21 protein-coding genes are annotated in these 21849 nt (G+C 60.9%); 12 read left to right on the top strand and 9 right to left on the bottom strand.

The features are described from left to right. The first annotated feature begins 26 nt into the window (after positions 1-26). The 3 genes from MMS95_RS12650 to MMS95_RS12660 all read left to right on the top strand — a co-directional run bounded on the left by MMS95_RS12650 (position 27) and on the right by MMS95_RS12660 (position 3775). Positions 27-2447: a fimbria/pilus outer membrane usher protein gene (locus MMS95_RS12650; RefSeq protein WP_206194128.1), complete on the top strand. Its 2421-nt coding sequence runs from the start codon at positions 27-29 to the stop codon at positions 2445-2447. A 20-nt stretch (positions 2448-2467) separates the two neighbouring features. Then, complete coding sequence (locus MMS95_RS12655) at positions 2468-3400, top strand: spore coat protein U domain-containing protein (protein ID WP_021505510.1); 933 nt, start codon at positions 2468-2470, stop codon at positions 3398-3400. A 135-nt stretch (positions 3401-3535) separates the two neighbouring features. Then, complete coding sequence (locus tag MMS95_RS12660; protein ID WP_004931517.1) at positions 3536-3775, top strand: DUF1480 family protein; 240 nt, start codon at positions 3536-3538, stop codon at positions 3773-3775. Positions 3776-3830: 55 nt separating this feature from the next. Here MMS95_RS12660 and MMS95_RS12665 read toward each other — a convergent pair whose 3' ends face one another. Beyond that, the gene (locus MMS95_RS12665; protein ID WP_021505511.1) at positions 3831-4430 is read right to left on the bottom strand and encodes a C39 family peptidase; all 600 of its coding nucleotides are present in this window, start codon (positions 4428-4430) and stop codon (positions 3831-3833) included. Between the two features lie 4 nt (positions 4431-4434). Continuing rightward, complete coding sequence (locus MMS95_RS12670) at positions 4435-4827, bottom strand: ASCH domain-containing protein (RefSeq protein WP_021505512.1); 393 nt, start codon at positions 4825-4827, stop codon at positions 4435-4437. Positions 4828-5166: 339 nt separating this feature from the next. Here MMS95_RS12670 and yniD point away from each other — a divergent pair, with 339 nt between their 5' ends. Next, on the top strand, positions 5167-5259 hold the full coding sequence (gene yniD, locus MMS95_RS12675) for a small membrane protein YniD (protein ID WP_242141765.1): 93 nt from the start codon (positions 5167-5169) through the stop codon (positions 5257-5259). 36 nt (positions 5260-5295) lie between these two features. On the opposite strand, the gene MMS95_RS12680 is transcribed toward yniD, so the two are convergent. Then, on the bottom strand, positions 5296-5448 hold the full coding sequence (locus MMS95_RS12680) for a hypothetical protein (RefSeq protein ID WP_004931524.1): 153 nt from the start codon (positions 5446-5448) through the stop codon (positions 5296-5298). 157 nt (positions 5449-5605) lie between these two features. Here MMS95_RS12680 and MMS95_RS12685 point away from each other — a divergent pair, with 157 nt between their 5' ends. After that, the gene (locus tag MMS95_RS12685) at positions 5606-5815 is read left to right on the top strand and encodes a hypothetical protein (protein WP_004931526.1); all 210 of its coding nucleotides are present in this window, start codon (positions 5606-5608) and stop codon (positions 5813-5815) included. Positions 5816-5962: 147 nt separating this feature from the next. On the opposite strand, the gene MMS95_RS12690 is transcribed toward MMS95_RS12685, so the two are convergent. After that, on the bottom strand, positions 5963-7381 hold the full coding sequence (locus tag MMS95_RS12690; protein WP_015377659.1) for a serralysin family metalloprotease: 1419 nt from the start codon (positions 7379-7381) through the stop codon (positions 5963-5965). 333 nt (positions 7382-7714) lie between these two features. Beyond that, a complete protein-coding gene (locus tag MMS95_RS12695; protein WP_088381508.1) occupies positions 7715-9058 on the bottom strand; it encodes a 2-hydroxycarboxylate transporter family protein in 1344 nt (447 codons plus the stop codon). A gap of 432 nt (positions 9059-9490) precedes the next feature. On the opposite strand from MMS95_RS12695, the gene pckA reads away from it, so the two are divergent. Then, positions 9491-11110 (top strand): phosphoenolpyruvate carboxykinase (ATP), encoded by a 1620-nt coding sequence (gene pckA, locus MMS95_RS12700; protein ID WP_015377656.1) that lies wholly within the window; start codon positions 9491-9493, stop codon positions 11108-11110. Between the two features lie 64 nt (positions 11111-11174). Here the strand turns inward: pckA and MMS95_RS12705 are convergent, their stop codons facing one another. The 3 genes from MMS95_RS12705 to MMS95_RS12715 all read right to left on the bottom strand — a co-directional run bounded on the left by MMS95_RS12705 (position 11175) and on the right by MMS95_RS12715 (position 14002). Beyond that, positions 11175-12197, bottom strand: coding sequence for an alcohol dehydrogenase catalytic domain-containing protein (locus tag MMS95_RS12705; RefSeq protein WP_242141751.1), 1023 nt, complete (start codon positions 12195-12197; stop codon positions 11175-11177). A gap of 167 nt (positions 12198-12364) precedes the next feature. Further along, positions 12365-13276 carry a LysR family transcriptional regulator gene (locus MMS95_RS12710; RefSeq protein ID WP_242141752.1) on the bottom strand — a complete coding sequence of 304 codons (912 nt, stop codon included), beginning with the start codon at positions 13274-13276 and terminating at the stop codon, positions 12365-12367. A 60-nt stretch (positions 13277-13336) separates the two neighbouring features. Further along, positions 13337-14002 carry a TetR/AcrR family transcriptional regulator gene (locus tag MMS95_RS12715; RefSeq protein WP_166729901.1) on the bottom strand — a complete coding sequence of 222 codons (666 nt, stop codon included), beginning with the start codon at positions 14000-14002 and terminating at the stop codon, positions 13337-13339. A gap of 93 nt (positions 14003-14095) precedes the next feature. Here MMS95_RS12715 and MMS95_RS12720 point away from each other — a divergent pair, with 93 nt between their 5' ends. From MMS95_RS12720 to MMS95_RS12730, 3 genes are all read left to right on the top strand, one after another. Continuing rightward, the gene (locus tag MMS95_RS12720; protein WP_166729900.1) at positions 14096-14794 is read left to right on the top strand and encodes a hydrolase; all 699 of its coding nucleotides are present in this window, start codon (positions 14096-14098) and stop codon (positions 14792-14794) included. An 83-nt stretch (positions 14795-14877) separates the two neighbouring features. After that, positions 14878-15264 (top strand): GFA family protein, encoded by a 387-nt coding sequence (locus tag MMS95_RS12725; RefSeq protein ID WP_082997698.1) that lies wholly within the window; start codon positions 14878-14880, stop codon positions 15262-15264. Positions 15265-15354: 90 nt separating this feature from the next. Then, positions 15355-16659: an MFS transporter gene (locus MMS95_RS12730; protein ID WP_004941321.1), complete on the top strand. Its 1305-nt coding sequence runs from the start codon at positions 15355-15357 to the stop codon at positions 16657-16659. A 29-nt stretch (positions 16660-16688) separates the two neighbouring features. Here the strand turns inward: MMS95_RS12730 and MMS95_RS12735 are convergent, their stop codons facing one another. After that, complete coding sequence (locus MMS95_RS12735; RefSeq protein ID WP_242141753.1) at positions 16689-17900, bottom strand: MFS transporter; 1212 nt, start codon at positions 17898-17900, stop codon at positions 16689-16691. Positions 17901-18007: 107 nt separating this feature from the next. Between MMS95_RS12735 and MMS95_RS12740 the strand changes: the two genes are divergently transcribed. The 3 genes from MMS95_RS12740 to MMS95_RS12750 all read left to right on the top strand — a co-directional run bounded on the left by MMS95_RS12740 (position 18008) and on the right by MMS95_RS12750 (position 21809). Further along, positions 18008-18949: a LysR family transcriptional regulator gene (locus MMS95_RS12740; protein WP_076740300.1), complete on the top strand. Its 942-nt coding sequence runs from the start codon at positions 18008-18010 to the stop codon at positions 18947-18949. A 161-nt stretch (positions 18950-19110) separates the two neighbouring features. Then, the gene (locus MMS95_RS12745; protein ID WP_088381504.1) at positions 19111-20370 is read left to right on the top strand and encodes an MFS transporter; all 1260 of its coding nucleotides are present in this window, start codon (positions 19111-19113) and stop codon (positions 20368-20370) included. Continuing rightward, positions 20367-21809, top strand: a complete 1443-nt coding sequence (locus MMS95_RS12750) for a glycoside hydrolase family 32 protein (protein WP_088381503.1) — start codon at positions 20367-20369, stop codon at positions 21807-21809. The genes MMS95_RS12745 and MMS95_RS12750 overlap by 4 nt, the downstream gene beginning before the upstream one ends. Positions 21810-21849 lie beyond the last annotated feature (40 nt).

The following is a 21849-nucleotide window of genomic DNA, read 5'->3' on the forward strand; positions in this document are numbered from 1 at the left end:
TCAGCCTTAAGCCGCTGACGTTTGCCATGCTGAGCATGGCGGCCGGCGGCTGGCTGCCGTTTGCGCTCGGCGACGATCTGCCGCCGCCGCCCAGCGCCGTCAGCATGCCGGACACCACGCTGTATCTGGAGCCGGTCGTCAACGGGCGCCAAACCGGCAACGTCGTGCCGGTCAACTACCGCGGCGGCCATTACTACATGACACCCCAACAACTGCTCGACGCCGGGCTGCCGGTAGCGGATAAACAGGCGAAAGAAATCGCCGTCGATCGGCTGGAGAAGGTGGATGTCAGCTACAGCGGCGAGAGCCAGCAGTTGCTGATCAACGTGCCCAACGACTGGTTGCCACAGCAAACCATCGGCGCCCGTTCACCGTTGCAGCGCTTGCCGGCGCAAAGCAGCCTCGGTTTGCTGTTCAACTACGACATCTACGCCAGCCAAAGCAACGGCAATGGCCGGCCGGGCTACCTGTCGGCGTGGAGCGAACAGCGCCTGTTCGACGGGTTCGGCGTCGTCGCCAACACCGGCATCTACCGCAGCGGGTTTAACGGCGGGCCAAACGACGATGGCGGCCGCTATATTCGGTACGACAGCTACTGGCGTTTCAACGATGATCAACGGATGCTGAGTGTGATCGCCGGTGACCTTACCACCGGCTCGCTCCCCTGGAGCAGCGCCGTGCGCATCGGCGGCTTGCAATTGGCGCGCAATTTCGCGGTGCGCCCGGATCTTATCACCTACCCGTTACCGCAGTTTTCCGGCCAGGCGGCATTGCCCAGCAGCGTCGATTTATACATCAACAGCTATAAAAACAGCACCACCAACATCAATCCCGGGCCGTTTACCCTCAACAGCGTGCCCTACATTAACGGCGCGGGTCAGGCCACCGTCGTCACCACCGACGCCCTCGGCCGCCAGGTCAGCACCACGGTACCGTTCTACGTGGCCAGCAACCTGCTGCAGACCGGCATGAGCGATTTCAGCATTTCCACCGGCTTGCTGCGACGCAACTACGGGTTGAATTCTGCCGATTACGGGCAATGGGTGGGCAGCGCCAGTTTACGTTACGGCGTCACTGATTGGTTAACCCTGGAAGGGCGCGCCGAAGGCGCAGCCGAGTTGGCGGTCGGCGGCGGCGGCGCCGACATTCGCGTCGGACAATGGGGGGTTCTCAACGCGTCCTACAGCGTCAGCCAGGCCGGCGACGACGCGTTTAACGGCGGCCAGCCGATACCATCCCCCGCCTATTATGACCCGCTGACAGGCAGGCCGTTGCAGCAGCCAGATCCTCAGCCCGTCTATCGCTACACCGGCAACCACGGCGATCAAAGCAGCTTTGGCTACACCTACAGCAACCCACGTTTCAGCCTCAACGCGCAACGCATCCTGCGCAGCGCCGATTTTGGCGACATTTCCGTGTATAAAAGCGATTACCGTCTGAGCCGTCGCACCGATCAGTTGACCGGCAGCGTCAGCCTGGGCCGGCTAGGCAGCCTCGGCGCCGGTTATTTTGACGTTCGCGACGCCATCGCTCAACGGACCCGCCTGGTGAACCTGTCCTACAGTGTGTCGCTTTGGCGCAACAGCAGCCTGTACGCCTCCCTCAACCGGGAAATCGGCAGCAGCGGTTACAGCGCCCAACTGCAGCTCTCCATTCCGTTTGACAGCTGGGGCACGGCCAGCCTCAGCGCCGCGCGCGACAACAACAACCGCTGGAGCGAACGCGTCAGCTACAGCCGCGCCGCGCCGACCGATGGCGGTTTCGGCTGGAATCTGGCCTACGCCAATAACCCGAGCGGCGGCGATTACCGCCAGGCGGATCTGACCTGGCGAACCCGCAGACTCGAAGCCCGAGCGGGCGTATACGGTACCCGCGATGAAACCAACCACTGGGGCGAAATCAGCGGTTCGCTGGTGGCGATGAACGGCGGCGTATACGCCACCAACACCATCAACGATGCCTTTGCGCTGGTGTCCACGCAAGGATACGCCGACATTCCGGTGAGCTATGAGAACCAGCCGATCGGCAAGACCGATGCCCAGGGCTATTTACTGGTGCCGACCGTCACCTCTTACTACCATGCGAAATTCCAGATTGATCCGCTTAGCCTGCCCGCCGACGTCGCGCTGCCGACGGTGGAAAAAACCGTCGCCATTCGCGATCACAGCGGTTTTCTGGTTGAGTTCCCCATCCAACCCATCTCCGCCGCCGACGTCGAACTGGTTGACGCGCAAGGCAAACCGCTGGCCAACGGCAGCCAGGTGGCGGTGGTTGGCGGCAATCAGCAAAGCTATGTCGGTTGGGACGGCATGACCTATATCGACCCGGTTCAACAACACAATCGCCTGAGCGTGATCCCGGCCGACGGCAGCCCGCCGTGTCAGGCGGAATTCAGTCTGGCGAAGCCTCAGGGCATCCAGCGCGTCGGCCCGGTTGTCTGCCGCTAATTCAACGACGGAGAGTCACTATGTTTCGGGGATTGAAAGCCTTATTGCTAACCCTCTCGCTGCTGCTCTGTCAGCGCGCATTCGCCGACTGCGCCACCACCAACGGCACCGTCACCTTACCGGGAAGCAGCTCTTTCGTGGTCTACAACGGGCAGATTAACGCCCAGGGCACTGCCGGCCTCAACTGCACCGGGCTCGGGCTCAGTTTGCTGTCGCAAAACACTGTCACGGTCAAGATCGCCTCCACCACCAACAATATGGCGGTTGCCAACACCGACGGTTCAGGCGATAAAATCGCTTACCTGATCTACCCCGACGCCAACTACCAATATCCTTACAGCATCGGCCAAACCATCGACTACAGCTCGCTCAACCTGCTGTCGCTGATCCTGATTTCCTCCAACGTCAACTTTCCGCTGTATATCAAAACCACCGCCGGCGCCAACGTGCGCGCAGGAACCTATACCGACAGCATCAACCTGATCTGGAATTACCATATTTGCGGTCTGGGCGTGCTCGGCCTGTGCGTTTGGTGGGACGGCGTCGATAAACCCAGCACGGTCAGCGTCAGCGTCACCATCACCAAAGATTGCCTGATCGGCACCGCGCCCAACGTCAATTTCGGCAGCATGGCGTTGGTCGGGCAGTTCAATCCTGTCAATCAGAGCATCACCCTGACCTGCACCAAAACCGAGGGATACAACACCTATTTCACCAACGGCAATAACCCGGTCACCGGTTGGCGGCGCATGAAAAGCGGCACCAGCAATTTCATGCAGTACCAGATTTACTTGCCTAATACGACGACCGTTTGGGATAGCACCAACAAACAGAGCGGCGCCGGCACCGGGCTGGCGCAAAGCATCCCGTATAAGGCGGCGGTCAATGCGGCGCAGACGGAAGTGGCGGTTGGCAGCTATCAAGACACGCTCAGTTTTGTGGTGGAGTACTAGGCGTTGTGTTTTGCCGGCGTGGAAATTGTTTCCAAAATGTAATTTTTATGTGGCATTTTTTGCTCATTTGGCTATGCTCTTACCGATGACCAAACTGGTCTAACCTCCTACCACACCATTGAGCAAGGAGTTCCCATGAGCAAAACCGTCGTAAAAATTGGCAGCTTCGAGGTCGATGACGCGCATCTTCACGCCGGCGCCGACCGTGCCGGCACCCTGAGCATTCCCTGCAAGTCCGATCCGGATCTGTGCATGCAGCTGGACGGCTGGGATGAACACACCAGCATCCCGGCGATCCTCGACGGCAAACAGTCGCTGCTGTACAAGCAACACTACGATCGGCAGGCGGACGCCTGGGTGATGCGGCTGGCATGATAGTGCATCAAAACGGCTGACAACGCGCTGTTTTCATCGGAAACAGCGCGTTTTTTTATGCGATGGCGATGCCGCGGCCGGCAAAGAAAGGGGCGAAGCGGCTGAGCGGCAGGCATACCCGCTCGCGCGTCGCCGGGCTGTCGCCCGAAGGGTTGTGGAAGGTCACGCTTTGCGCATCGGCGGCGGTGATCAGCACCAGATGCCCGCCCCTGTGCGGCGGCGTGCTCTCCGGCCGGCGAATGGCGGGATGCACCGAAGCGATAAAGTAGCGGCATTCGCTAAGCAGCGCCGGCACGTCGGCAGCGTCCAGCCCCACCTTCACCTCCGCTTGCAGCGCGAACTGCTCGCGCACGTACTCGACGAACGGCGCGTAAATCAGGCCCTTTATCCGTTCACCCTCGCGCACATAGGCGCCGTAGGGCAGGCTGCGGCGCGCCAGTTCCAGCAGCGGCGGCGTTTCGCCGTCGCGATGGCCCAGCACCATTTTCAGGCAGGCCATGCCGCACACGTGGTTGGCCCACTCGATGTATTCTGCCCGATCGCGGGCACCGCTGCGCGCCCAATTTTCGTCTTGTGCCAGCGTCGCGCGGCCGGCTATCAGATCGGCGGCCAACTCCGGGCTCGCCCACTGGCACTCGTAGGGAACGGCGCGCATAAGATTAGAATTTGTCGACGACTTTGAAATTCATCAACACCAGCGTCATGTCCGGTGAGAACAGATCGTACGCTTCGAAGAAGCGCTGCAGCTCTTTGCGCCAATGCGCCAGCGAGCGATCGCCCTCGCCTTCGGCAAAGGCGTGCGCTTCATCGACCTGATCGTAAGTTTTCATTTCCACCGCGGTCAGCTCGACCGCGCAGACCGGCACCCCCTTGCCGTCCACCACCAGGAACAGATCGCCGGCCTGCGGGATCCCCTCGCCGTCCAGGTTGGAACAGGTGGCCGTTTTGGTGCCATTGAGGATCAATTGCACCACTTCATCGGCCTGCTGCTCGGTATCGCCGAATGCCCAACGCTCAAGGTGTTCGTATTTCTGTGGAATTGCCGTCGCCATGATTATACCTTTTGGAAAAATGCCTCAATGCAGACAGGATAGTACAACGTATTGCCGGCCGTCTGCATCCGTCGCAGGCGCGACTGCGCGTTCCGCCACCGCCACCTTTACGCGTTTTTACCGTTCTTCGCTGTGCCTGTCGCGCTGCGGGGCGCATACTGTGAACATTATTCACCCAATGGCGTCCGCCAGGCGGTAACATGCGGCAAAATGACATCGATGCTGACGATACGTTCAGCGACTTACTCAACGGCGTCGCGTTAGTGACGCTTTTCCTCATCCTCCTCGCCGGCGGGTGGTATTTCAGCTAAAAGGGAGGGCAGCGTGGCAACAAAACGCATGGGCAACAAGCTCGGTAAAATGGTGGTGGTGGTGCTGCTGATCTGCCTGGCGCTGCTGCTGTTGCGTTGGGCGGCGATCGCCTTCGGTTGATCCCGCGAAATGACGCCGGCAACGCCGGCGCTCTGTTCACCGCCGCCGTGGCGCGGTCGGCTCCAGCAACTCCCGCAAATAGGCCAAACGCGCCTCCCCCTGAAGCAACCAGCGGCGACACAGCCAATGCTGCGTTTCACCCGTGCGGCTCAGGCGGTAGTACTCCGCCAAGGTTTCGACCCAGTTCATGATGTTTTCTCCAGCTTTTCGACACCGCAAGTATTGAGCGCAAAAACCAGAAGAAATACTGATGGTTTGTTTTTTATGCTTCCTGTTTTAGGCGGCGGCTAGCGAAGCCGCAGCTCAGCTGCTACATTGGGCAAAAATCAACCAGCCGAGGTAGACCATGACGTTCTCGGAACAGGAGATTAAACCCGTATGGGATGAGGTCGCACGCCTGATCGGCGACGGCGTGATGCAGCTGCGTCATCGCGGCGAAGCGCTGTCGGTGGAAACGCTGGAAAAACATCTGGCGCGGCAGCTGGCGGATAGCAACGATATCGAACGGCGCATCCTGCTCGGCGCCGCCATCAACATGCTGAAAGGCGGAAAATGAATCGCCAACCGAAGAAGGTTGGCGATCCGACAGAAGCCCGAGGTATGCAAGCCCGGCCTTCTGCGCGCTACTATGTCACGCTAATATGACGTAATTAATAGGAATTGTCGGGTTTTTGCCCAAAGTGCCCTATTTTTGTTGCCTGCATCAGGCCAGCACGAAATCACCCGCATCCAGCGGCTGTCCCACCACTTTCACCAGGAAATCGCTGCCGTCAAAGGCGCCGCCCAGGTTGATCGCCACGTCACTGACGTGATTTTGCGCATCGTAGCTCAGCGTCGCCTCGCCCGCCTTGCCGCTGAACTGATCGACGAAGCGGATGCCGTCGGCGCTGCCGGTGTTGAACAGCGTCAGATCGATCTTGTCCTCGCCACGCACGAAGTCACGGATCCAATCCGGCGCCGCCGCCGTTGACTCTTCCGCCGCGAAATAGACGAAGGTGTCCTTGCCGGCGCCTCCCCACAGCTGATCCGCCCCCTTACCGCCGTACAGCACGTCATCGCCCGCGCCGCCCTTGAGCACGTTATCGGCGGCGTTGCCCACCAGCACATCGTTACCCGACCCGCCGATGGCGTTTTCAATCGTTACGCCTGCAGCGATAGACACGTTGCCTTTCAGGCCGCCGACGTCCGAGAACGCCTTTTCATTCAGGTTGATGCGCTGATTCTGGCCAAAGCCGGAGAAATCGAAGGTGTCGTTGCCGCCGGCGTCCCAGGCGGTGAAGATTATTTTGTCCTGCGCGCCGGTGGCGGTGAGGAAGTCGCGATCGGTGTTGGAATTGAAACCGTAAACCGTATCACCGGTGCGGGTGGTCATGTTGGCGCCGTAGAAATGCTGGATCGCCGTGATGTCATTGAGCAACGGCCCGGAAGAGTACGCGCCTTTAAAGTCCTGCCCGGTGTTGCTTTCGCTGAAATAGCTCATCAGGCTGTGCGCGCGGCTGTCCTCAAAGTAGGTCGCGTCTTTAGCGTAGGTGATGCTGACGCCCGGTGCGGCGTTATAGTCGCCCGGGTGCTGCAGCCCCAACGCATGGCCGATTTCATGGGTGAAGGTCTGGCGACCGTACTCGTTCTCATGGATCTGGTTGTTGACGAAGGTGTGGTTCTTGGCGTTATACCAGGTCTGCCCGGCGACCGAAGGCGAGGTGTCCGGGTTATACGCGAAGGCATAGGAGCCGCGCGAGCTGTAGTCGAACAGGCCGAATTTGATGTTGGCGGCGGCGGTGTTGCTGGTTTCAGTGAAGGTGATGTTAGCCACGTCTGACCATGACTGCAGCGACAGTTTAGCCTGCTCGCGCTGTTCGGGGTTAAAGCTGCTGAAGCCGCTGATGCCCATGCTCGACATGTTGCCCGGCGCCTTTTCCCAGAAGCTGTAGGTCAGAGAGACCGGCGTGTCGGTCACGCCCTTGTCGTGCCAACTGCGATCGCCGCGCACCAGCTCCAGGCCGGCGTTTTCGAACGTTTTCGACGGATGAAGCACGGTAATGGTGTCGTCTTCATCGGGTTTATAAGCGCCCAGCAGGGCTAATACGCCTTCGGCCTTAACGGAAGCATTGCTTGATGACATAACCTTATCTCCATATTCGTCAATTCAATCGGGGGGATGCCCCAACTGGCGGATTGCCTGAACGGCAGCGGCCCGGTGTTGAATCAATACGGGGATATCGGTAATGCGATGGCGCCTTCCCTCGGCACTCTGAATGAGAACGATAATCCCTTAAGAGAAAAGAATAGACACATTTTCACCGATTACAGAATTTTCTTAGATAAAGTACGGCTATGCATTTGCGCCACACGAATGATTTTCAAGGCAATAATCAGCACTATCACGATAAGCGAAAAAAAATGCATAAAAAAACCGGGGCAATCCAACCCCGGTTATCCATAAGATACTCTGGACTCAGACTAACCAACCAAGCAGCAGCGTCGCACCGATGACCGTGGAAGCGCCGCCGATGCGCGTGGCGATTTGGGCGAACGGCATCAGCCCCATGCGGTTCGACGCCGACAGGATCGCCACGTCACCGGTGCCGCCCAGGCCACTGTGACAACAGGTGACAATCGCCGCTTCCACCGGAAACATCTTCAGGTAAGGCGCAATCAGGAAACTGACCAGCCCCATCGACAGCACTACCGAGCCGCAGACCACCACATAACCGACCGAGAACACCGCCACCACGCTTTCCAGCGGCACGTACAGCATGCCCAGACCGATCATCAGCGGCCACACCAGCGCGGTGGAGACGAACTTGTAGAAACTGTGCGCGCCGGTTTCCATCGAAGCCGGGATCACCCGGCAGTACTTGCACAGCACCGCGAACAGGATCATCAGCACCGGGCCGGGAATATGCACGATGTGTTCGAACAGGCCGCCGACGATAAAGAAGGCGCAGATCACCAGCAGCCCGCCGCCCATCAGTTGAAAATCGACGTTGCCGCCTTGCTCCTTGATGGCGAACATCGCGTTCTCCTGCGCCGAACGGATCAGCATGCCGTCGCCGCTCAGCGCCTTGCGCTGCATACCGATGCGCGCCAGCACCCCGGCGGTCACGATGGCGAAGATGTTGCCCAGCACTGCCGCCGGCGCCAGCTGCGCGACATAGATGTCCGGCGTCGAGCCCAGGATCGCCGAATAGGCCAGCGACAGCGGTAAAATCCCCTCGCCGATGCCGCCGCCGATGATCGGCACGATGATGAAGAAGAAGGTGTGATAGAAGGTAAAGCCAAACAGCTTGCCCACCAGCAGCCCGGTGATCACCGCCGTGATCGTGCCCACCACCAGCGGCACGAACATGCGAATCATCCCCTGGATCAGGATCACCCGGTTCATGCCGAGAATGCTGCCGACCACCAGACTGGCGATGACGAAATAGAGCAGGTTGGCGTCTTTCATCAGCAGATGGACGGTGCCCATGACGTTAGGTTGGAAGACATTGAAATAGACCAGCACCGACGGCACCATCAAACACAGAATGGCCGGCCCGCCGATATCGCGCAGCACGGGAATACTTTTTCCCAACTGCGCCAGCGCAAAGCCCAGCGTCATTATCACCGCCAGGCCGCCGATCATATTCTTCGGCAGGAAGTTGGCGTAGGCGGAAATCGCCACGATGGCGCAAATCGTGATAAACAAGGCGATCGGTACCGCGCCGATATCCATTTGACGAAGTTGATTAATTAACCCTGAGGATTCGGACGATGCCGTATTTTTATCACAGGCCAGTTCTGCATTTATCTGTTTCATTATTCACCCTGCTGACAAGCGTACAGTACGGTTAGATTCACCTGGCGCAAAAACTCTGCCATAGCCAAGCAAAAACAAATGATTACGAAAAATCCTATTGTGGATTTCGCTTTTTCTAATAAGAAATAAAACAGTAGACAGCCCTGACAATATGATAAAAAATAAAAATGCAAAACTAAATTACGCCGGCGAAATTCAATATTGTGACCCTCCGCCAAGGTTGGTTTTAATTAATTATCGTCAGCATTTTGTAATTAAAGTAAGCAGGCTTAAATTCGCTGCTATGCTATAGGAGGGCGAAAAAGCCCCCTGTTTTATTAATAAAGAACCGGAAACGCATTAGCTGAATCCGGTCAGCTTGATCCGAATCTCAATCCTGCGCGCGGCACCGCACGGGAAAGAGGCATAATATGACTCATAAGGAAGTAGAATATGTCTTCACGCGCTGTTACCCCACAAACCCTCGCTCGCTACGGCATCCATCAGGCCGCCGACATCGTCTATAACCCCAGTTATGAATTGCTGTTCGCCGAAGAGACCCGCGCCGACCTGCCGCCGCTGGAGCGCGGCACCCTCACCCAACTGGGCGCGGTCAACGTCGCGACCGGTGAATTTACCGGCCGTTCGCCGAAGGACAAATACATCGTGCGCGACGACACCACGCGCGATACCGTCTGGTGGTCGGACAACGGCACCGGCAAGAACGACAACCAGCCGCTCTCGCCGGAAGTCTGGCAGCATCTGAAGACGCTGGTGGGCAATCAGCTCTCCGGCAAGCGTCTGTTCGTGGTGGACGCGTTCTGCGGCGCCAACGCCGACACGCGTCTGAAAGTGCGCTTCATCACCGAGGTGGCCTGGCAGGCGCACTTCGTGAAAAACATGTTTATCCGCCCGAGCGACGAAGAGCTGGCTGATTTCGAGCCGGACTTCGTGGTGATGAACGGCGCCAAATGCACCAACCCGGACTGGCAGCAGCAAGGGCTGCACTCGGAGAACTTCGTCGCCTTCAATCTGAGCGAGCGCATGCAGCTGATCGGCGGCACCTGGTACGGCGGCGAAATGAAGAAAGGCCTGTTCTCGATCATGAACTATCTGCTGCCGCTGCAGGGCATCGCGTCGATGCACTGCTCGGCCAACGTCGGCGAGCAAGGCGACGTGGCGGTATTCTTCGGCCTGTCCGGCACCGGCAAAACCACCCTCTCCACCGATCCTAAGCGTCAGCTGATCGGCGATGACGAGCACGGCTGGGACGACGACGGCGTGTTCAACTTCGAAGGCGGCTGCTACGCCAAAACCATCAAGCTGTCGCCGCAGGCGGAGCCGGAAATCTATCAGGCGATCCGCCGCGATGCGCTGCTCGAAAACGTCACCGTGCTGGCCGACGGCAGCATCGACTTCGACGACGCCAGCAAAACCGAGAACACCCGCGTCTCTTACCCGATTTATCACATCGAGAACATCGTCAAGCCGGTGTCCAAAGCCGGCCACGCGCGCAAAATCATCTTCCTGACCGCCGACGCCTTCGGCGTGCTGCCACCGGTATCGCGCCTGACGCCGGAGCAGACTCAATACCACTTCCTGTCCGGCTTCACCGCCAAGCTGGCCGGCACCGAACGCGGCATCACCGCGCCGACGCCGACCTTCTCCGCCTGCTTCGGCGCCGCGTTCCTGACGCTGCACCCGACGCAGTACGCCGAAGTGCTGGTGAAACGCATGGAGGCCGCCGGCGCCCAGGCTTACCTGGTGAACACCGGCTGGAACGGCAGCGGCAAGCGTATCTCGATCAAAGATACGCGCGGCATCATCGACGCCATTTTGAATGGCGACATTGAGCAGGCCGAGACCTTCACGCTGCCGATCTTCGGGCTGAACGTGCCGACCGCACTGCCGGGCGTCGATCCGTCGATCCTCGATCCGCGCAAAACCTACGCCGACGAGTCGCTGTGGCAGGAGAAGGCGCAGGATCTGGCGCAGCGCTTTATCGACAACTTCGCCAAATATACCGTCACCCCGGCGGGCGAAAAGTTGGTGAAGGCCGGGCCTAAGCTGTAAAGCAACCAGGGCGCCGCAGCGCCCTTCATACCTGTCTGCAAGGGCCGAACCCTCGGCCCTTTTCTCACGCCGCCGACGGCACGAAAACGCCGCGAAAACGCATGTTGCCAGAGGCAAGCCGCTCATAAGCCTCCGTGGCTTGATCCAGCGTGAAAGTCTCGACCATCGGCTTCACTTTGCCTTTCGCCGCCAGGTTCAGCACCTCACTCAGGTAGTGCTGCCCACCGTGGGTCGATCCGATCACCCGCTGACGCATCATATGGAACGGCACACCTTCCGAAGAGATCGCGAACGGTTTACTGAAGTCCAGCCCGCACAGCACCACGCGGCCATCTACCCGCAAGCCGCTCATCGCCTCCTGCGCGGAGTCGAAGTCATTGGTGGTCACCAGCAGAATGTCCGCGCCGCCGTTCTCCCGCAGCGCCTGCCCGGAGGCGACGATGCGATCGGCGCCCAGTTGCTTCGCCAGCGCGTGCTTGTCCGACGAATGGGTGATGGCAACGGTATCGAAACCGCAGGCTTTCGACAGTTGCAACGCGACGTGCCCCAGCCCGCCAATGCCTAACACCGCCACCGTCTCATGCGGCAGCGGCGCCGCGTCGCGCAGGCCGCTCCAGGTGGTATACCCCGCACACATCATCGGCGCGGCGTCGATGTAAGACAGCCCGTCCGGCAGCAACACCGTGCCTTCAGCGGCGATGGCGATATACTCGGCGTGGCCGCCCTGGGCGGCAAAACCGGTGGTGCGCGGCGCCGGGCAGTTCATCGCCGTTTGCCCGGTTAGCGGCCGATTCTCGCGGCAGTACGGGCAGCGGCCGCAGGCCGATTGCACCCAGGTGGTGCCGACGCGATCGCCAATCTGCCGCGTATGCACGCCGGCCCCCACCTCAACCACTTCCCCCACCACTTCATGGCCGGGCGTTTGCGGATAAATATCGCCGCCATATCCTTGCGTCGCCCATACGTCGGTATAACACATGCCCGAGGCGTGCACTTTGACCAGAACCTGGCCCGGCTCTGTGCGGGGCATCGGCACCTGTCTGATTTCCCAGGGCCGGTTGGCGCCGGTCATAACTACCGCTTTCATCTTCTTATCCATCATCAACTCCTCGCAGCAGGGTGGCGCCCGGCGGTTGCCCGGCGTCTCCTCATGAGCGTAAGGCAGGCTCCACGCCGCAACAATGCAGGCGAACCTCACTGTGGAGATGAAGGCGGCTCACTAATTGGCGTAGCCAAAAGCAGAACGCGAACGCATCAGGACCGCGCCGCGCGCAGATACTCGATCAACGCCTTCAGCGCGCCCGACACGTGGCGATGGCCGGAGTAATAGAGGCACAGCCCCGGATAAGCCGGACACCACGCGTCCAGCGCGCGCTCCAGGCGCCCGTCGTGCAGCGCTTCCAGCGCCAAATGCTCAGGAACGAAAGCGATGCCGATACCGTCGATGGCGGCGTCCACCATCAGAGACTGATCGGTCAGCGTCAGCGAGCCGGTAACGCCGATCGACTCGCTCACGCCATCGCGTTCGAATTCCCAGCGGTAAATCGTGCCGCTGTCGAAGCGAAAACGGATGCAGTTATGGCGCAGCAAATCCTGCGGCGTCGCCGGGCGCCCATGGACGGCGAAATAGCCGGGCGCGGCGATGGCGGCGAAACGCACGGGCGGGCTGACGCGCATCGCGATCATGTCCTGCGGTACGGCTTCCGCCAGCCGAATGCCGGCATCAAACCCCTCGGCGACGATATCGCTCAGCTTGCCGTCGCAGACGATGTCCAGGTGGATATGGGGGTACTCGCGCAGGAAATCGGCCAGCAACGGACGCAATACCAGCCTGACTGCCCCTTCGCTGGCGTTGATGCGCACGGTGCCGCTCGGCGTGGCGCGCCATTCATCCACTTCATGCAGCGCCTGCGAAATAGACGACAGCGCCGGGCGCAGCTGCGCCGCCAAACGCTCACCCGCTTCGGTCGGCGCCACGCTGCGCGTGGTGCGGTTGAACAGCCTCACCCCAAGCCGCTGTTCCAGGTTTTTTATCGAGTGGCTGACCGCCGACGGCGTCACCTCCAGCTCCACCGCCGCCGCGTGAAAGCTGCGATGGGTGGCGACGGCCAGAAAAACGGTCAAGGCGAACAGATCGCCCTGTTTGAACGGGTAAGCAGCATTCATGGGGGCATCGCAAAATAGTGACATAAATTGAACAATTAACATGCCACAGATGAATGCGGCTCACAATGCGGCGCAATCCGCGTTTTCGCCGCGCAGCAATCCCGGCATCACCAGCGCCACCGCCGCCGCGATGCGTTCGTCGATCGCGCTGCCCGGCGGCAGCAGCCCCAACGTCATCTGGCGCAGCGGTTCGGCGATGGTCATCGCCAGCAGCAGGTCGCTGGTTTGCGCCCAGTCGCGGGCAAGCAACCAGCCGTATTGCTGCTGGCGCCGCAGCCAATCCGCCACCGTCGCTCGCCCGCGCTGAATGCCGTTGCGCTGGTAGCTGTCCAGCAGCGCCTCACGCCCCGGGAAATCGCTCTGCAGCAGCCGAAACATGCCCACTGCTTCGGCGCTCAGCACCTGCTGCGCCACCGCCTTCAGTCCAGTTTCCAACAGCGGCGCAACCGCCTCCCGCCGCCCGGCATCCTGTGCGAAGGCCGGCTGAAACGCCTCGCTCCAGCCGCTCACCGCCTGCGCCACCAGCTCATCACGATTGGCGGCAAAGCGATACAGGGTTTTTTTAGCTACCCCGGCGCGTTTCGCCACCGCATCCACCGTTGCCGCGGCGTATCCGCCGTCGAGCAGCAGCGCCAGCGTCGCCTGCGTCAGCGCGGCGCGCAGCGCCGTTTCCGGCGTGGCCGGCCGGCCGCGAGCGCGCAGCGGTTCTTCATTCGGGTTCGCCATAATTGTTCCTCACCAGCGTTGACAGACTCAGCATAACGGCATAGCTTTATTTTGGAAACACATTTCGTTTCCAAAATAAAACAGGAACCCATTATGACACATCCTTCCCTGCTGGTGCCCTGGGGCGTCAACGATATCAACGAGTTGCTCAGGCCCGAGCCGCTGCGGCTGGAAATGGGGCTGAGCCGCAGCGCCGACGGCCTGCTCACCGTAGCGGTTCGAACCGATCTACACGGTTGTAAAGGGCGCATGCTGGACTGGTGGTTCACCTTCTTCGAGAACACCCAGCACATCAACTGGTGGCACCCGCACGATCACGTCGAACATCGCGGCTGGGATCGCCACTGGAAAAAAGGGGAAAGCTACGTCGGCGCCAGCATCGAAGCGGTCGAATGGCTGGCGGAGCTGCCGCCGGTTGCGGCGCGCCTCAAGTTTCACGCCGCCGAGGACTTCTTCGCGCCGCAGCCGCTGCGCCAGGCGCGCGACGCGCAGGCAATCTCCGCCGCCGTTTGCGCGCGCATCGGCTTCGGCGATCAGGTGGCGTTGGATGACAACGGCGATCCCTGTGACGGCGAGATGCTGCATCTGGTACGTGATACGCCCTATGGGTGCGTGCTGCGCAGCCGCTTCCTGCTGGGTAAAGCCTGCGCCAACGCCCACGACGAACTGGCGGACGACATCGGGTTTAACCTGATGCGCCACTGCTACAACGAGTTCAGCTATCTGGCGCAGTTCCTGCCGTCGCTGTACTACGCCGAAAATGGCCGTGAGCCAGCGCCGTTGCTCTGGTAATCGCCCTGTGGAGGCCTGTTATTTTTTCGCGATATGGCTATAGTGATTTTCATCGTTTCCCCCGCGCTGATGACGGAGAAATCATGCAAAATCCACGCTATAGCGGCGGCTGCCTGTGCGGGCATATTCGCTTTCAGGCACACGGCCTGCCAGGCAACCCGCACAGCTGTTCCTGCGATTTTTGCCGCCGCCACTCCGGCGCGCCAACGCTGTGTTGGGTCGAATTCCCGCGTCAGGCCGTCGAGTGGAACGGCCCTGGCGGCATGCCCGCGCTGTACCGCTCCTCCCTCTACTCCAGCCGCGCCTTTTGCCCGCGCTGCGGCAGCACGCTGGGAGCGGTAGACGACGAACCGACGGTGGCGCTGGCCACCGGCAGCTTCGACCACGCCGATCTGCCGGAGCTGAGCCCGGTATCGCACGCTTTCGCCGATGTGTGCCCCGGATGGTGGCGCATCGACGGCATGCGCTGAGCGCCTCACAGTTCCCGCTGAAATCAATTGATTGTTTTGTCGTATAAATTTAGAACAGATGAACAATAATTCAAAAGTATGGGAACGGGGATGAATCAACAGACTCTCGACGCGCGCCGCTCGCGTCAGGCGTTGCTGGCCGGCTCGGTCGGCAACTTTATCGAATGGTATGAGTTCGGGGTATACGGTTTTCTGGCCACCGTTATCGCCGCCAATTTTTTCACCCTGCAGGGTGAAAATGAAATCACCAGCCTGATCCTCACCTACGCCGCCTTTGCGCTGGCGTTTTTCTGCCGACCGATCGGCGCGGTGATCTTCGGCCGCATCGGCGATCGCATCGGCCGCCGGCCGACGCTGATTGCGGTTCTGCTGCTGATGACGCTGGCCACCGCGCTGATCGGCGTCATGCCGACCTACGCCTCGATCGGCGTCGCCGCCCCACTGCTGCTGACGCTGCTGCGCATGTTTCAGGGGTTGTTCGCCGGCGGCGAATTCGGCGGCGCGGTATCGCTGATGACCGAGTTTGCTCCCAAGGGCAAGCGCGGGCTGTTCGGCGCCTGGCAATCGCTGACCGTCGCGCTCGGCCTGCTGGCCGGGGCCGGACTGGTGGCGCTGCTGGCCGCGCTGCTCAGCGCACAGCAGTTGCATGACTGGGGCTGGCGTATTCCCTTCCTGCTGGCGCTGCCGATGGGCGCCGTGGCGCTGTGGCTGCGGCTCAAGCTCGAGGAAACGCCCACGTTCACCCAGGCGCAGCAACGTGCGGAACACGCCGCCCCACCGCCGGAAGCGAAGCTGGGCGGCGTGGTGAAAACCATTCTGATCGGCATCGGCCGCATGATGGGTTGGTCGGCCGCCGGCTATACCTTCCTGGTGGTGATGCCTTCCTATTTGCAAACCTCGCTGCACGCCACCTTCCAACAGGCGCTGGTGGCGACGGTGCTGGCCAACGTCGGTTTCGCCCTGACCATTCTGCCGGCGGGCATCATCAGCGACAGGCTGGGACGAAAAACGGTGATGCTGACGGCGGTGGCGGCGGTGATCCTGTTCACCTTTCCGCTGCTGCACCTGTTGCAGGATGCGCAAAGTTCACTGTGGGTCAAAGGGCTGGCAGTGATGATCGCCGGCGCCGTGGTCGGCCTGCTGGCCGGTCCCGGCCCGGCGATGCTGGCGGAGATGTTCCCGACCCGGGTGCGTTACACCGGTTTGGGGCTGGCTTACTCACTTTCCAATGCGGTGTTTTCCGGCTCTGCCGGATTGATTATCACCGGCCTCATCAAACAGACCGGCAATATCGATATTCCCGCCTACTACGTGGTCGCCACGTCGGTGGTCAGCCTGTTTGCGCTGATGACGCTGCGCCGTGACGATCACCTGCGTTCGCTGAACGAACGTTAATCTCGCTACAGGGGGCGACGCCGCCCCCCTCAGCGCGCCGCGGCGCGGCGTTCGGCGCTGAAGCCGCGCTTTGCACTGCCCCAGGCAATGCTCCACCCCACCAGCAACAGGACAAAAGCCATCCAGGGGATGGCGTTAGCGCCGACGTTTGCCAGCAGAATTCCGCCCAACGCGCCGCTGACGGCAAAAGCCAGATTAAAGAAAGTGACCAGCAGCGACTGGGCGAGATCGGCATGCTCACCCGCTGCATCCGCCAGTGATGTCTGCAACAGCGTTGGCGCACCGCCGAAACTCAATCCCCATGCCGCCATGCCAACGTAAACCGCCCCGGCGGGCAAACCGTTCACGCCAAACGCCAGCGCCACCAACGCGAAGGCCGCCAGGCTGAACAGCACCAGCGCACGCAGCCAGCGATCCACCCATAAGCCGGTCAGCGCAATGCCCGCAACGGCGGCGATGCCGAACGCCAACAGCGCCAAATCCACTCTGGCCACCAGGCCGCGCGCGGCAAGATAGGGCGCAAGATAGGTATACAGCGTGTAATGAGCCAGGATCCAACACGCCAATACGGCAAGGATCGGCCGCACGCCGGGAAGACAGAAAACCTCGCGCAAACGCGCATTGCCTGGCGTTCGGCGACCGTAAAATTCGGGCAGCGTCAGCCGGATCCACACTAGCAGCAACGCGCTCAAGCTCGCCAGCACGGCAAAAATCCAGCGCCAATCCAACAGTTCGCCAAGCCAGGCGCTCATCGGTACGCCCAACGCCAACGCCAGCGGGATCCCCAGCATGGCGATCGCCATCGCCCGCCCTTGCAATGAGACGATGGCCAGGCGGCGCGCGTAACCCGCGAGCAGACTCCACGTCACCCCGGTAGCGATGCCGACCAAAAAGCGCGCCCCCAGCGTCACGCCAAAACAGGGTGACAACGCCGTCACCGCGTTGCAGATCAAAAAGATGCCGATCGCCAACAGCAGCAGTCGGCGACGCGGCCACCCGCCCAGCGCCAACGTCAGCGGGATCGCCGCCGCCCCGGCGCCCAGCGCGCACAACGTCACCATTTGCCCCGCCCACGCCTCGCTGATGCTCATGCCTCGGGCTATCTGCGGCAGCATGCCGGCCGGCACAGTCTCATTAGCGGTCGCGATGAAGCTGCTCATCGTCAGCGCCAGCAATGCTTTCAGCGGCGGCAGCGCGCCATGCGCATTATCGTTATCGGTGGAAACAGAGTGAACATTCATTACTAACAACTCCCATGGTCAATTGCAGAGTCATCAGCGTCTCACCTTGCATACGGATTGATAATTGGCCTACCATTTGAATTATTTTCAAATCCAGATTGATAAAAATGGCAACGGACAGACTGGGCGACATGCGTTTATTTGCCGAAGCGGCGGCATCGGGCAGCCTTTCTGCCGCCGGCCGCAAACTCGGCCTTTCCCCCGCCGCCGCCAGCGCGCGGTTGTTCAAGCTGGAAGCGGCGCTGCACAGTAAACTCTTCGATCGCACCACTCGCCGCCTGCGTCTCACTGAAGAAGGGCGCATTTATCTGCAACACTGCACCCTCGCGTTGCAGGCGATTGCCGACGGCGAGGCGGCTCTGCAGGCCAGCCAAAGCGGCGTGTGCGGTAAACTTCGCCTCTCGGCCTCCGCCGATTTCGGGCGCAACCTTCTCAATCAGTGGATTGAAGAATTTTGCGCCGAACACCCCCGGCTGCAGATCGCGCTGACACTGTCGGACTCCCTATCCAACCTGCTGCAGGACGATCTGGATATCGCCATTCGTTTCGGCGCGCCGCGCGAAGAAACGCTCATCGCGCGGCGCCTGGCCGCCAGCCGACGCGTGCTGTGCGCCTCTCCGGCGTATCTGGCGCAATATGGCGAGCCGCGCACGCCGGCCGATCTCACCGGCCATCGTTTTATCGTACTGGTGACCGCAGCCGGCCCGCTGAATACGTTCCATTTCTCCCTGGACGGCCAGGCCTGGAGCCACACGGTGCCGCTGGAGAGCGCCTGGGAGACCAATGACGGCGCGCTGGCACGCCAGTGGGCTTTAGCGGGGCACGGCATCGCGCGTAAAACCATCTGGGATGCGGCGGACGATATCCGCAGCGGGCGTCTGAACGTCATTCTTCCCGACTTCACCCCGCATGAAGCCGGGATCTACGCCGTGTTTCGCCGCTCGCCCTATCAGCCGCCGCGCGTGCGCCTGCTGTTGGATTTCTTGATCGCCCGCTTTGCGGCCGCCAGCCAATCGCCGCCGTTTCATGTCCCCCCGCAGGATGAGTAACCACGCTCGTTAATCCGCGTCTCTGCGTGAGAAACATCACAAATCAATAATGTTAACGTTAACTTTTGTGATTAACATCGCACGCGTGATATCTGCTAGCTTCATCCCTTCGCGAGTTAACGTTAACAATAAAGCTGATTTCACTCACCGGGACCTTATCCATGAACCGCGAAACGAAAAAATATTACGTGCTGCTCAGCGGCCTGCTGTTCTTCTTTTTCTTCACCTGGTCTTCCAGCTTTTCGCTGATCTCACTCTGGCTGAATCAGAAGATCGGCCTGAAAGGCGCCGAGACCGGCCTGATCTTCTCCGCTATCTCGCTGGTGGCGCTGTGCGCACAGCCGCTGTACGGTTTTATTCAGGACAAACTTGGGCTGCGCAAGCACCTGCTGCAGTTTCTCGGCGTGATGCTGCTGCTGACCGGCCCGTTCTTTATCTACGTTTACGCCCCGCTGCTGGCGAGCAGCCTGCCTCTGGGTGCGTTGGTCGGCGGGTTGTTCATCGGCGCCACCTTCTTCGCCGGCATCGGCGCGCTGGAATCTTATACCGAGCGCGTCAGCCGCATCAGCGGTTTCGAATTCGGCCGCGCCCGCATGTGGGGCTCGCTCGGCTGGGCCAGCGCCACCTTTCTGGCCGGTTTTATCTTCAATATCGATCCGAACATCAATTTCTGGCTGGCCTCCGCCGCCGCCGTGGTGTTTCTTTTGCTGCTCAGCCAGGTACGCGAGCTGAAGCCGAACGCCATGGCCGGCCTGGCGTTTGGCAAACCGGAGAACCTGCGGCTGCAGGACGCGCTGGCGCTGCTGCGCATGCCGGGCTTCTGGGCGTTGGTGGTGTTTGTGCTCGGCATCAGCGTATACAACGTTTTCGATCAGCAATTTTCGGTCTACTTCGCCTCACAGTTCGCGTCACGCGAACAGGGCAACGAGATGTACGGTTTTCTCAACTCGCTGCAGGTCTTCCTCGAAGCCGGCGGTATGTTTCTGGCTCCGCTGTTGGTGAACCGCATCGGCGCCAAGCGGGGGCTGTTGCTGGCGGGCAGCGTGATGGCGCTGCGCATGTTCGGCTCCGGCTTGGTCAGCGGCGCCTTGATGATCTCCGCCATGAAACTGCTGCACGCCGTAGAGTTGCCGATCCTGCTGATCGCTATCTTCAAATACATCGCCAGCCGCTTCGACAGCCGCCTCTCCTCCACGCTGTACCTGGTGGGCTTTCAGTTCATCACCCAGGTGATGGCCAGCTTCCTGTCGCCGCTGGCGGGCTACGGTTATGACCGCATCGGCTTTGCCGACACCTATCTGCTGATGGGCTGTGCGGTCGCCGCCACGACGCTTGTTTCCTGTTTCCTGCTGCGCGGCGAACGTTCCGCCACGGCAGCGCCCTTTCCATCCGCCATTAAATCAAGTGAGTCTGTCCAATGAACACTGCCTTAGCTCAAGCCGACCATGCGGTCGAGGCCCTGCGCGCAGAGCGCCGAGACGATTACTACCCGCAGTTCCATCTCGCGCCGCCCGCCGGCTGGATCAACGATCCCAACGGCCTGATCTGTATTGACGGCGTCTATCATGCGTTCTTCCAGCATCACCCCTATAGCGAACACTGGGGGCCCATGCACTGGGGGCACGCGACCAGCCGCGATCTGATCCGCTGGCAGCACCAGCCCATCGCCCTGGCACCCGATGCGCCCTATGACCAAGATGGTTGCTTTTCCGGCTGCGCCGTGGATGACAACGGCGTGCTGACGCTGATTTATACCGGCCACGTGTGGCTGGGCGAGCCCGGCGACGACAGCCAGGTGCGGGAAGTGCAATGTCTGGCCACCAGCGAAGATGGCATACGCTTCGTCAAGCACGGGCCGGTGCTGGCCCCGCCGGACGGCGTTCAGCATTTCCGCGATCCGAAAGTCTGGCGCGAGAACGGCGAATGGTGGCTGGTGGTCGGCGCTAAAGAAAACGGCCTGGGCCAGGTACGCCTGTACCGTTCTGCAGACCTGCGCGCCTGGCGCTTCGATCGGGTGCTGGCCGGCGCGCAAACGGCGCATCAAGGGTATATGTGGGAATGCCCGGATTTCTTCCCGCTGGGGGAACAACACCTGCTGCTGTTCTCGCCGCAGGGCCTGGCGGCACAGGGCTACCGCTACCGCAATCGCTTCCAGAGCGGCTATCTGCTCGGCCATTGGCGGCCGGACGGCGACTTTACGGTAACGCAGCCCTTCTGCGAGCTGGATGCCGGCCACGATTTCTATGCGCCGCAGACCTTCACAGCAGCCGACGGCCGCCGGCTGCTGTTTGCCTGGATGGATATGTGGGAATCACCGATGCCCAGCAAAGCGCACCGTTGGGCCGGCGCCCTCACCCTGCCGCGCGAGCTGACGCTGGCCGCCGACGGCAGCGTTCGCATGAACCCGGCGCGTGAACTGGCGGCGCTGCGCCGAGAATCGCACTCGTTTTTGGCGCAGACGCTGACCAATCAGCATTTGCCGCTGGCGAACGATGTGCAGGAACTCACTCTGACATTGAGACCGGCCGACAACGACGCCGAGCGTTACGGGCTGGCCATCGGGAGTGCAGCGCGGCTGTTCGTCGATAATCAGGCGCACCGACTGGTACTGGAACGTTTTCATGAAAACCCCGCCCTGAACACCTGCCGCAGCGTGCCGCTGCCGGAGGGTGACATCCTGTCGCTGCGGATCTTTATCGACCGTTCATCGCTGGAGATTTTCATTAATCAGGGATTGGCCTGCCTGACCAGCCGCATTTATCCGACGGAGGGGGATCGCCGCCTCAGCCTGTTTGCCGAGGGCGGACGGGCAGAGTTCGAGCCCATCACAGGATGGCGGCTGGCTAGCATCTGGGGGTAGTGGGAATGAGCACCGGGCGCGCAGCGACGCACCCGGTGCG

The sequence above is a fragment of the Serratia sp. PGPR-27 genome, from assembly GCF_022678525.1.
Classification (GTDB): Bacteria; Pseudomonadota; Gammaproteobacteria; order Enterobacterales; family Enterobacteriaceae; genus Serratia; species Serratia nematodiphila.

What these genes read in the sequence shown, in the direction of transcription:
- yniD (WP_242141765.1), top strand. Translation starts at nt 5,167, where the DNA reads ATGGGCAACAAGCTCGGTAAAATGGTGGTGGTGGTGCTGCTGATCTGC.
- MMS95_RS12730 (WP_004941321.1), top strand. Translation starts at nt 15,355, where the DNA reads ATGAATCAACAGACTCTCGACGCGCGCCGCTCGCGTCAGGCGTTGCTG.
- MMS95_RS12735 (WP_242141753.1), bottom strand. Translation starts at nt 17,900, where the DNA reads ATGAATGTTCACTCTGTTTCCACCGATAACGATAATGCGCATGGCGCG.
- MMS95_RS12695 (WP_088381508.1), bottom strand. Translation starts at nt 9,058, where the DNA reads ATGAAACAGATAAATGCAGAACTGGCCTGTGATAAAAATACGGCATCG.
- MMS95_RS12720 (WP_166729900.1), top strand. Translation starts at nt 14,096, where the DNA reads ATGACACATCCTTCCCTGCTGGTGCCCTGGGGCGTCAACGATATCAAC.
- MMS95_RS12670 (WP_021505512.1), bottom strand. Translation starts at nt 4,827, where the DNA reads ATGGCGACGGCAATTCCACAGAAATACGAACACCTTGAGCGTTGGGCA.
- MMS95_RS12690 (WP_015377659.1), bottom strand. Translation starts at nt 7,381, where the DNA reads ATGTCATCAAGCAATGCTTCCGTTAAGGCCGAAGGCGTATTAGCCCTG.
- MMS95_RS12705 (WP_242141751.1), bottom strand. Translation starts at nt 12,197, where the DNA reads ATGAAAGCGGTAGTTATGACCGGCGCCAACCGGCCCTGGGAAATCAGA.
- MMS95_RS12650 (WP_206194128.1), top strand. Translation starts at nt 27, where the DNA reads ATGCTGAGCATGGCGGCCGGCGGCTGGCTGCCGTTTGCGCTCGGCGAC.
- MMS95_RS12680 (WP_004931524.1), bottom strand. Translation starts at nt 5,448, where the DNA reads ATGAACTGGGTCGAAACCTTGGCGGAGTACTACCGCCTGAGCCGCACG.
- MMS95_RS12660 (WP_004931517.1), top strand. Translation starts at nt 3,536, where the DNA reads ATGAGCAAAACCGTCGTAAAAATTGGCAGCTTCGAGGTCGATGACGCG.
- MMS95_RS12725 (WP_082997698.1), top strand. Translation starts at nt 14,878, where the DNA reads ATGCAAAATCCACGCTATAGCGGCGGCTGCCTGTGCGGGCATATTCGC.
- MMS95_RS12665 (WP_021505511.1), bottom strand. Translation starts at nt 4,430, where the DNA reads ATGCGCGCCGTTCCCTACGAGTGCCAGTGGGCGAGCCCGGAGTTGGCC.
- MMS95_RS12655 (WP_021505510.1), top strand. Translation starts at nt 2,468, where the DNA reads ATGTTTCGGGGATTGAAAGCCTTATTGCTAACCCTCTCGCTGCTGCTC.
- MMS95_RS12750 (WP_088381503.1), top strand. Translation starts at nt 20,367, where the DNA reads ATGAACACTGCCTTAGCTCAAGCCGACCATGCGGTCGAGGCCCTGCGC.
- pckA (WP_015377656.1), top strand. Translation starts at nt 9,491, where the DNA reads ATGTCTTCACGCGCTGTTACCCCACAAACCCTCGCTCGCTACGGCATC.
- MMS95_RS12740 (WP_076740300.1), top strand. Translation starts at nt 18,008, where the DNA reads ATGGCAACGGACAGACTGGGCGACATGCGTTTATTTGCCGAAGCGGCG.
- MMS95_RS12745 (WP_088381504.1), top strand. Translation starts at nt 19,111, where the DNA reads ATGAACCGCGAAACGAAAAAATATTACGTGCTGCTCAGCGGCCTGCTG.
- MMS95_RS12715 (WP_166729901.1), bottom strand. Translation starts at nt 14,002, where the DNA reads ATGGCGAACCCGAATGAAGAACCGCTGCGCGCTCGCGGCCGGCCGGCC.
- MMS95_RS12685 (WP_004931526.1), top strand. Translation starts at nt 5,606, where the DNA reads ATGACGTTCTCGGAACAGGAGATTAAACCCGTATGGGATGAGGTCGCA.
- MMS95_RS12710 (WP_242141752.1), bottom strand. Translation starts at nt 13,276, where the DNA reads ATGAATGCTGCTTACCCGTTCAAACAGGGCGATCTGTTCGCCTTGACC.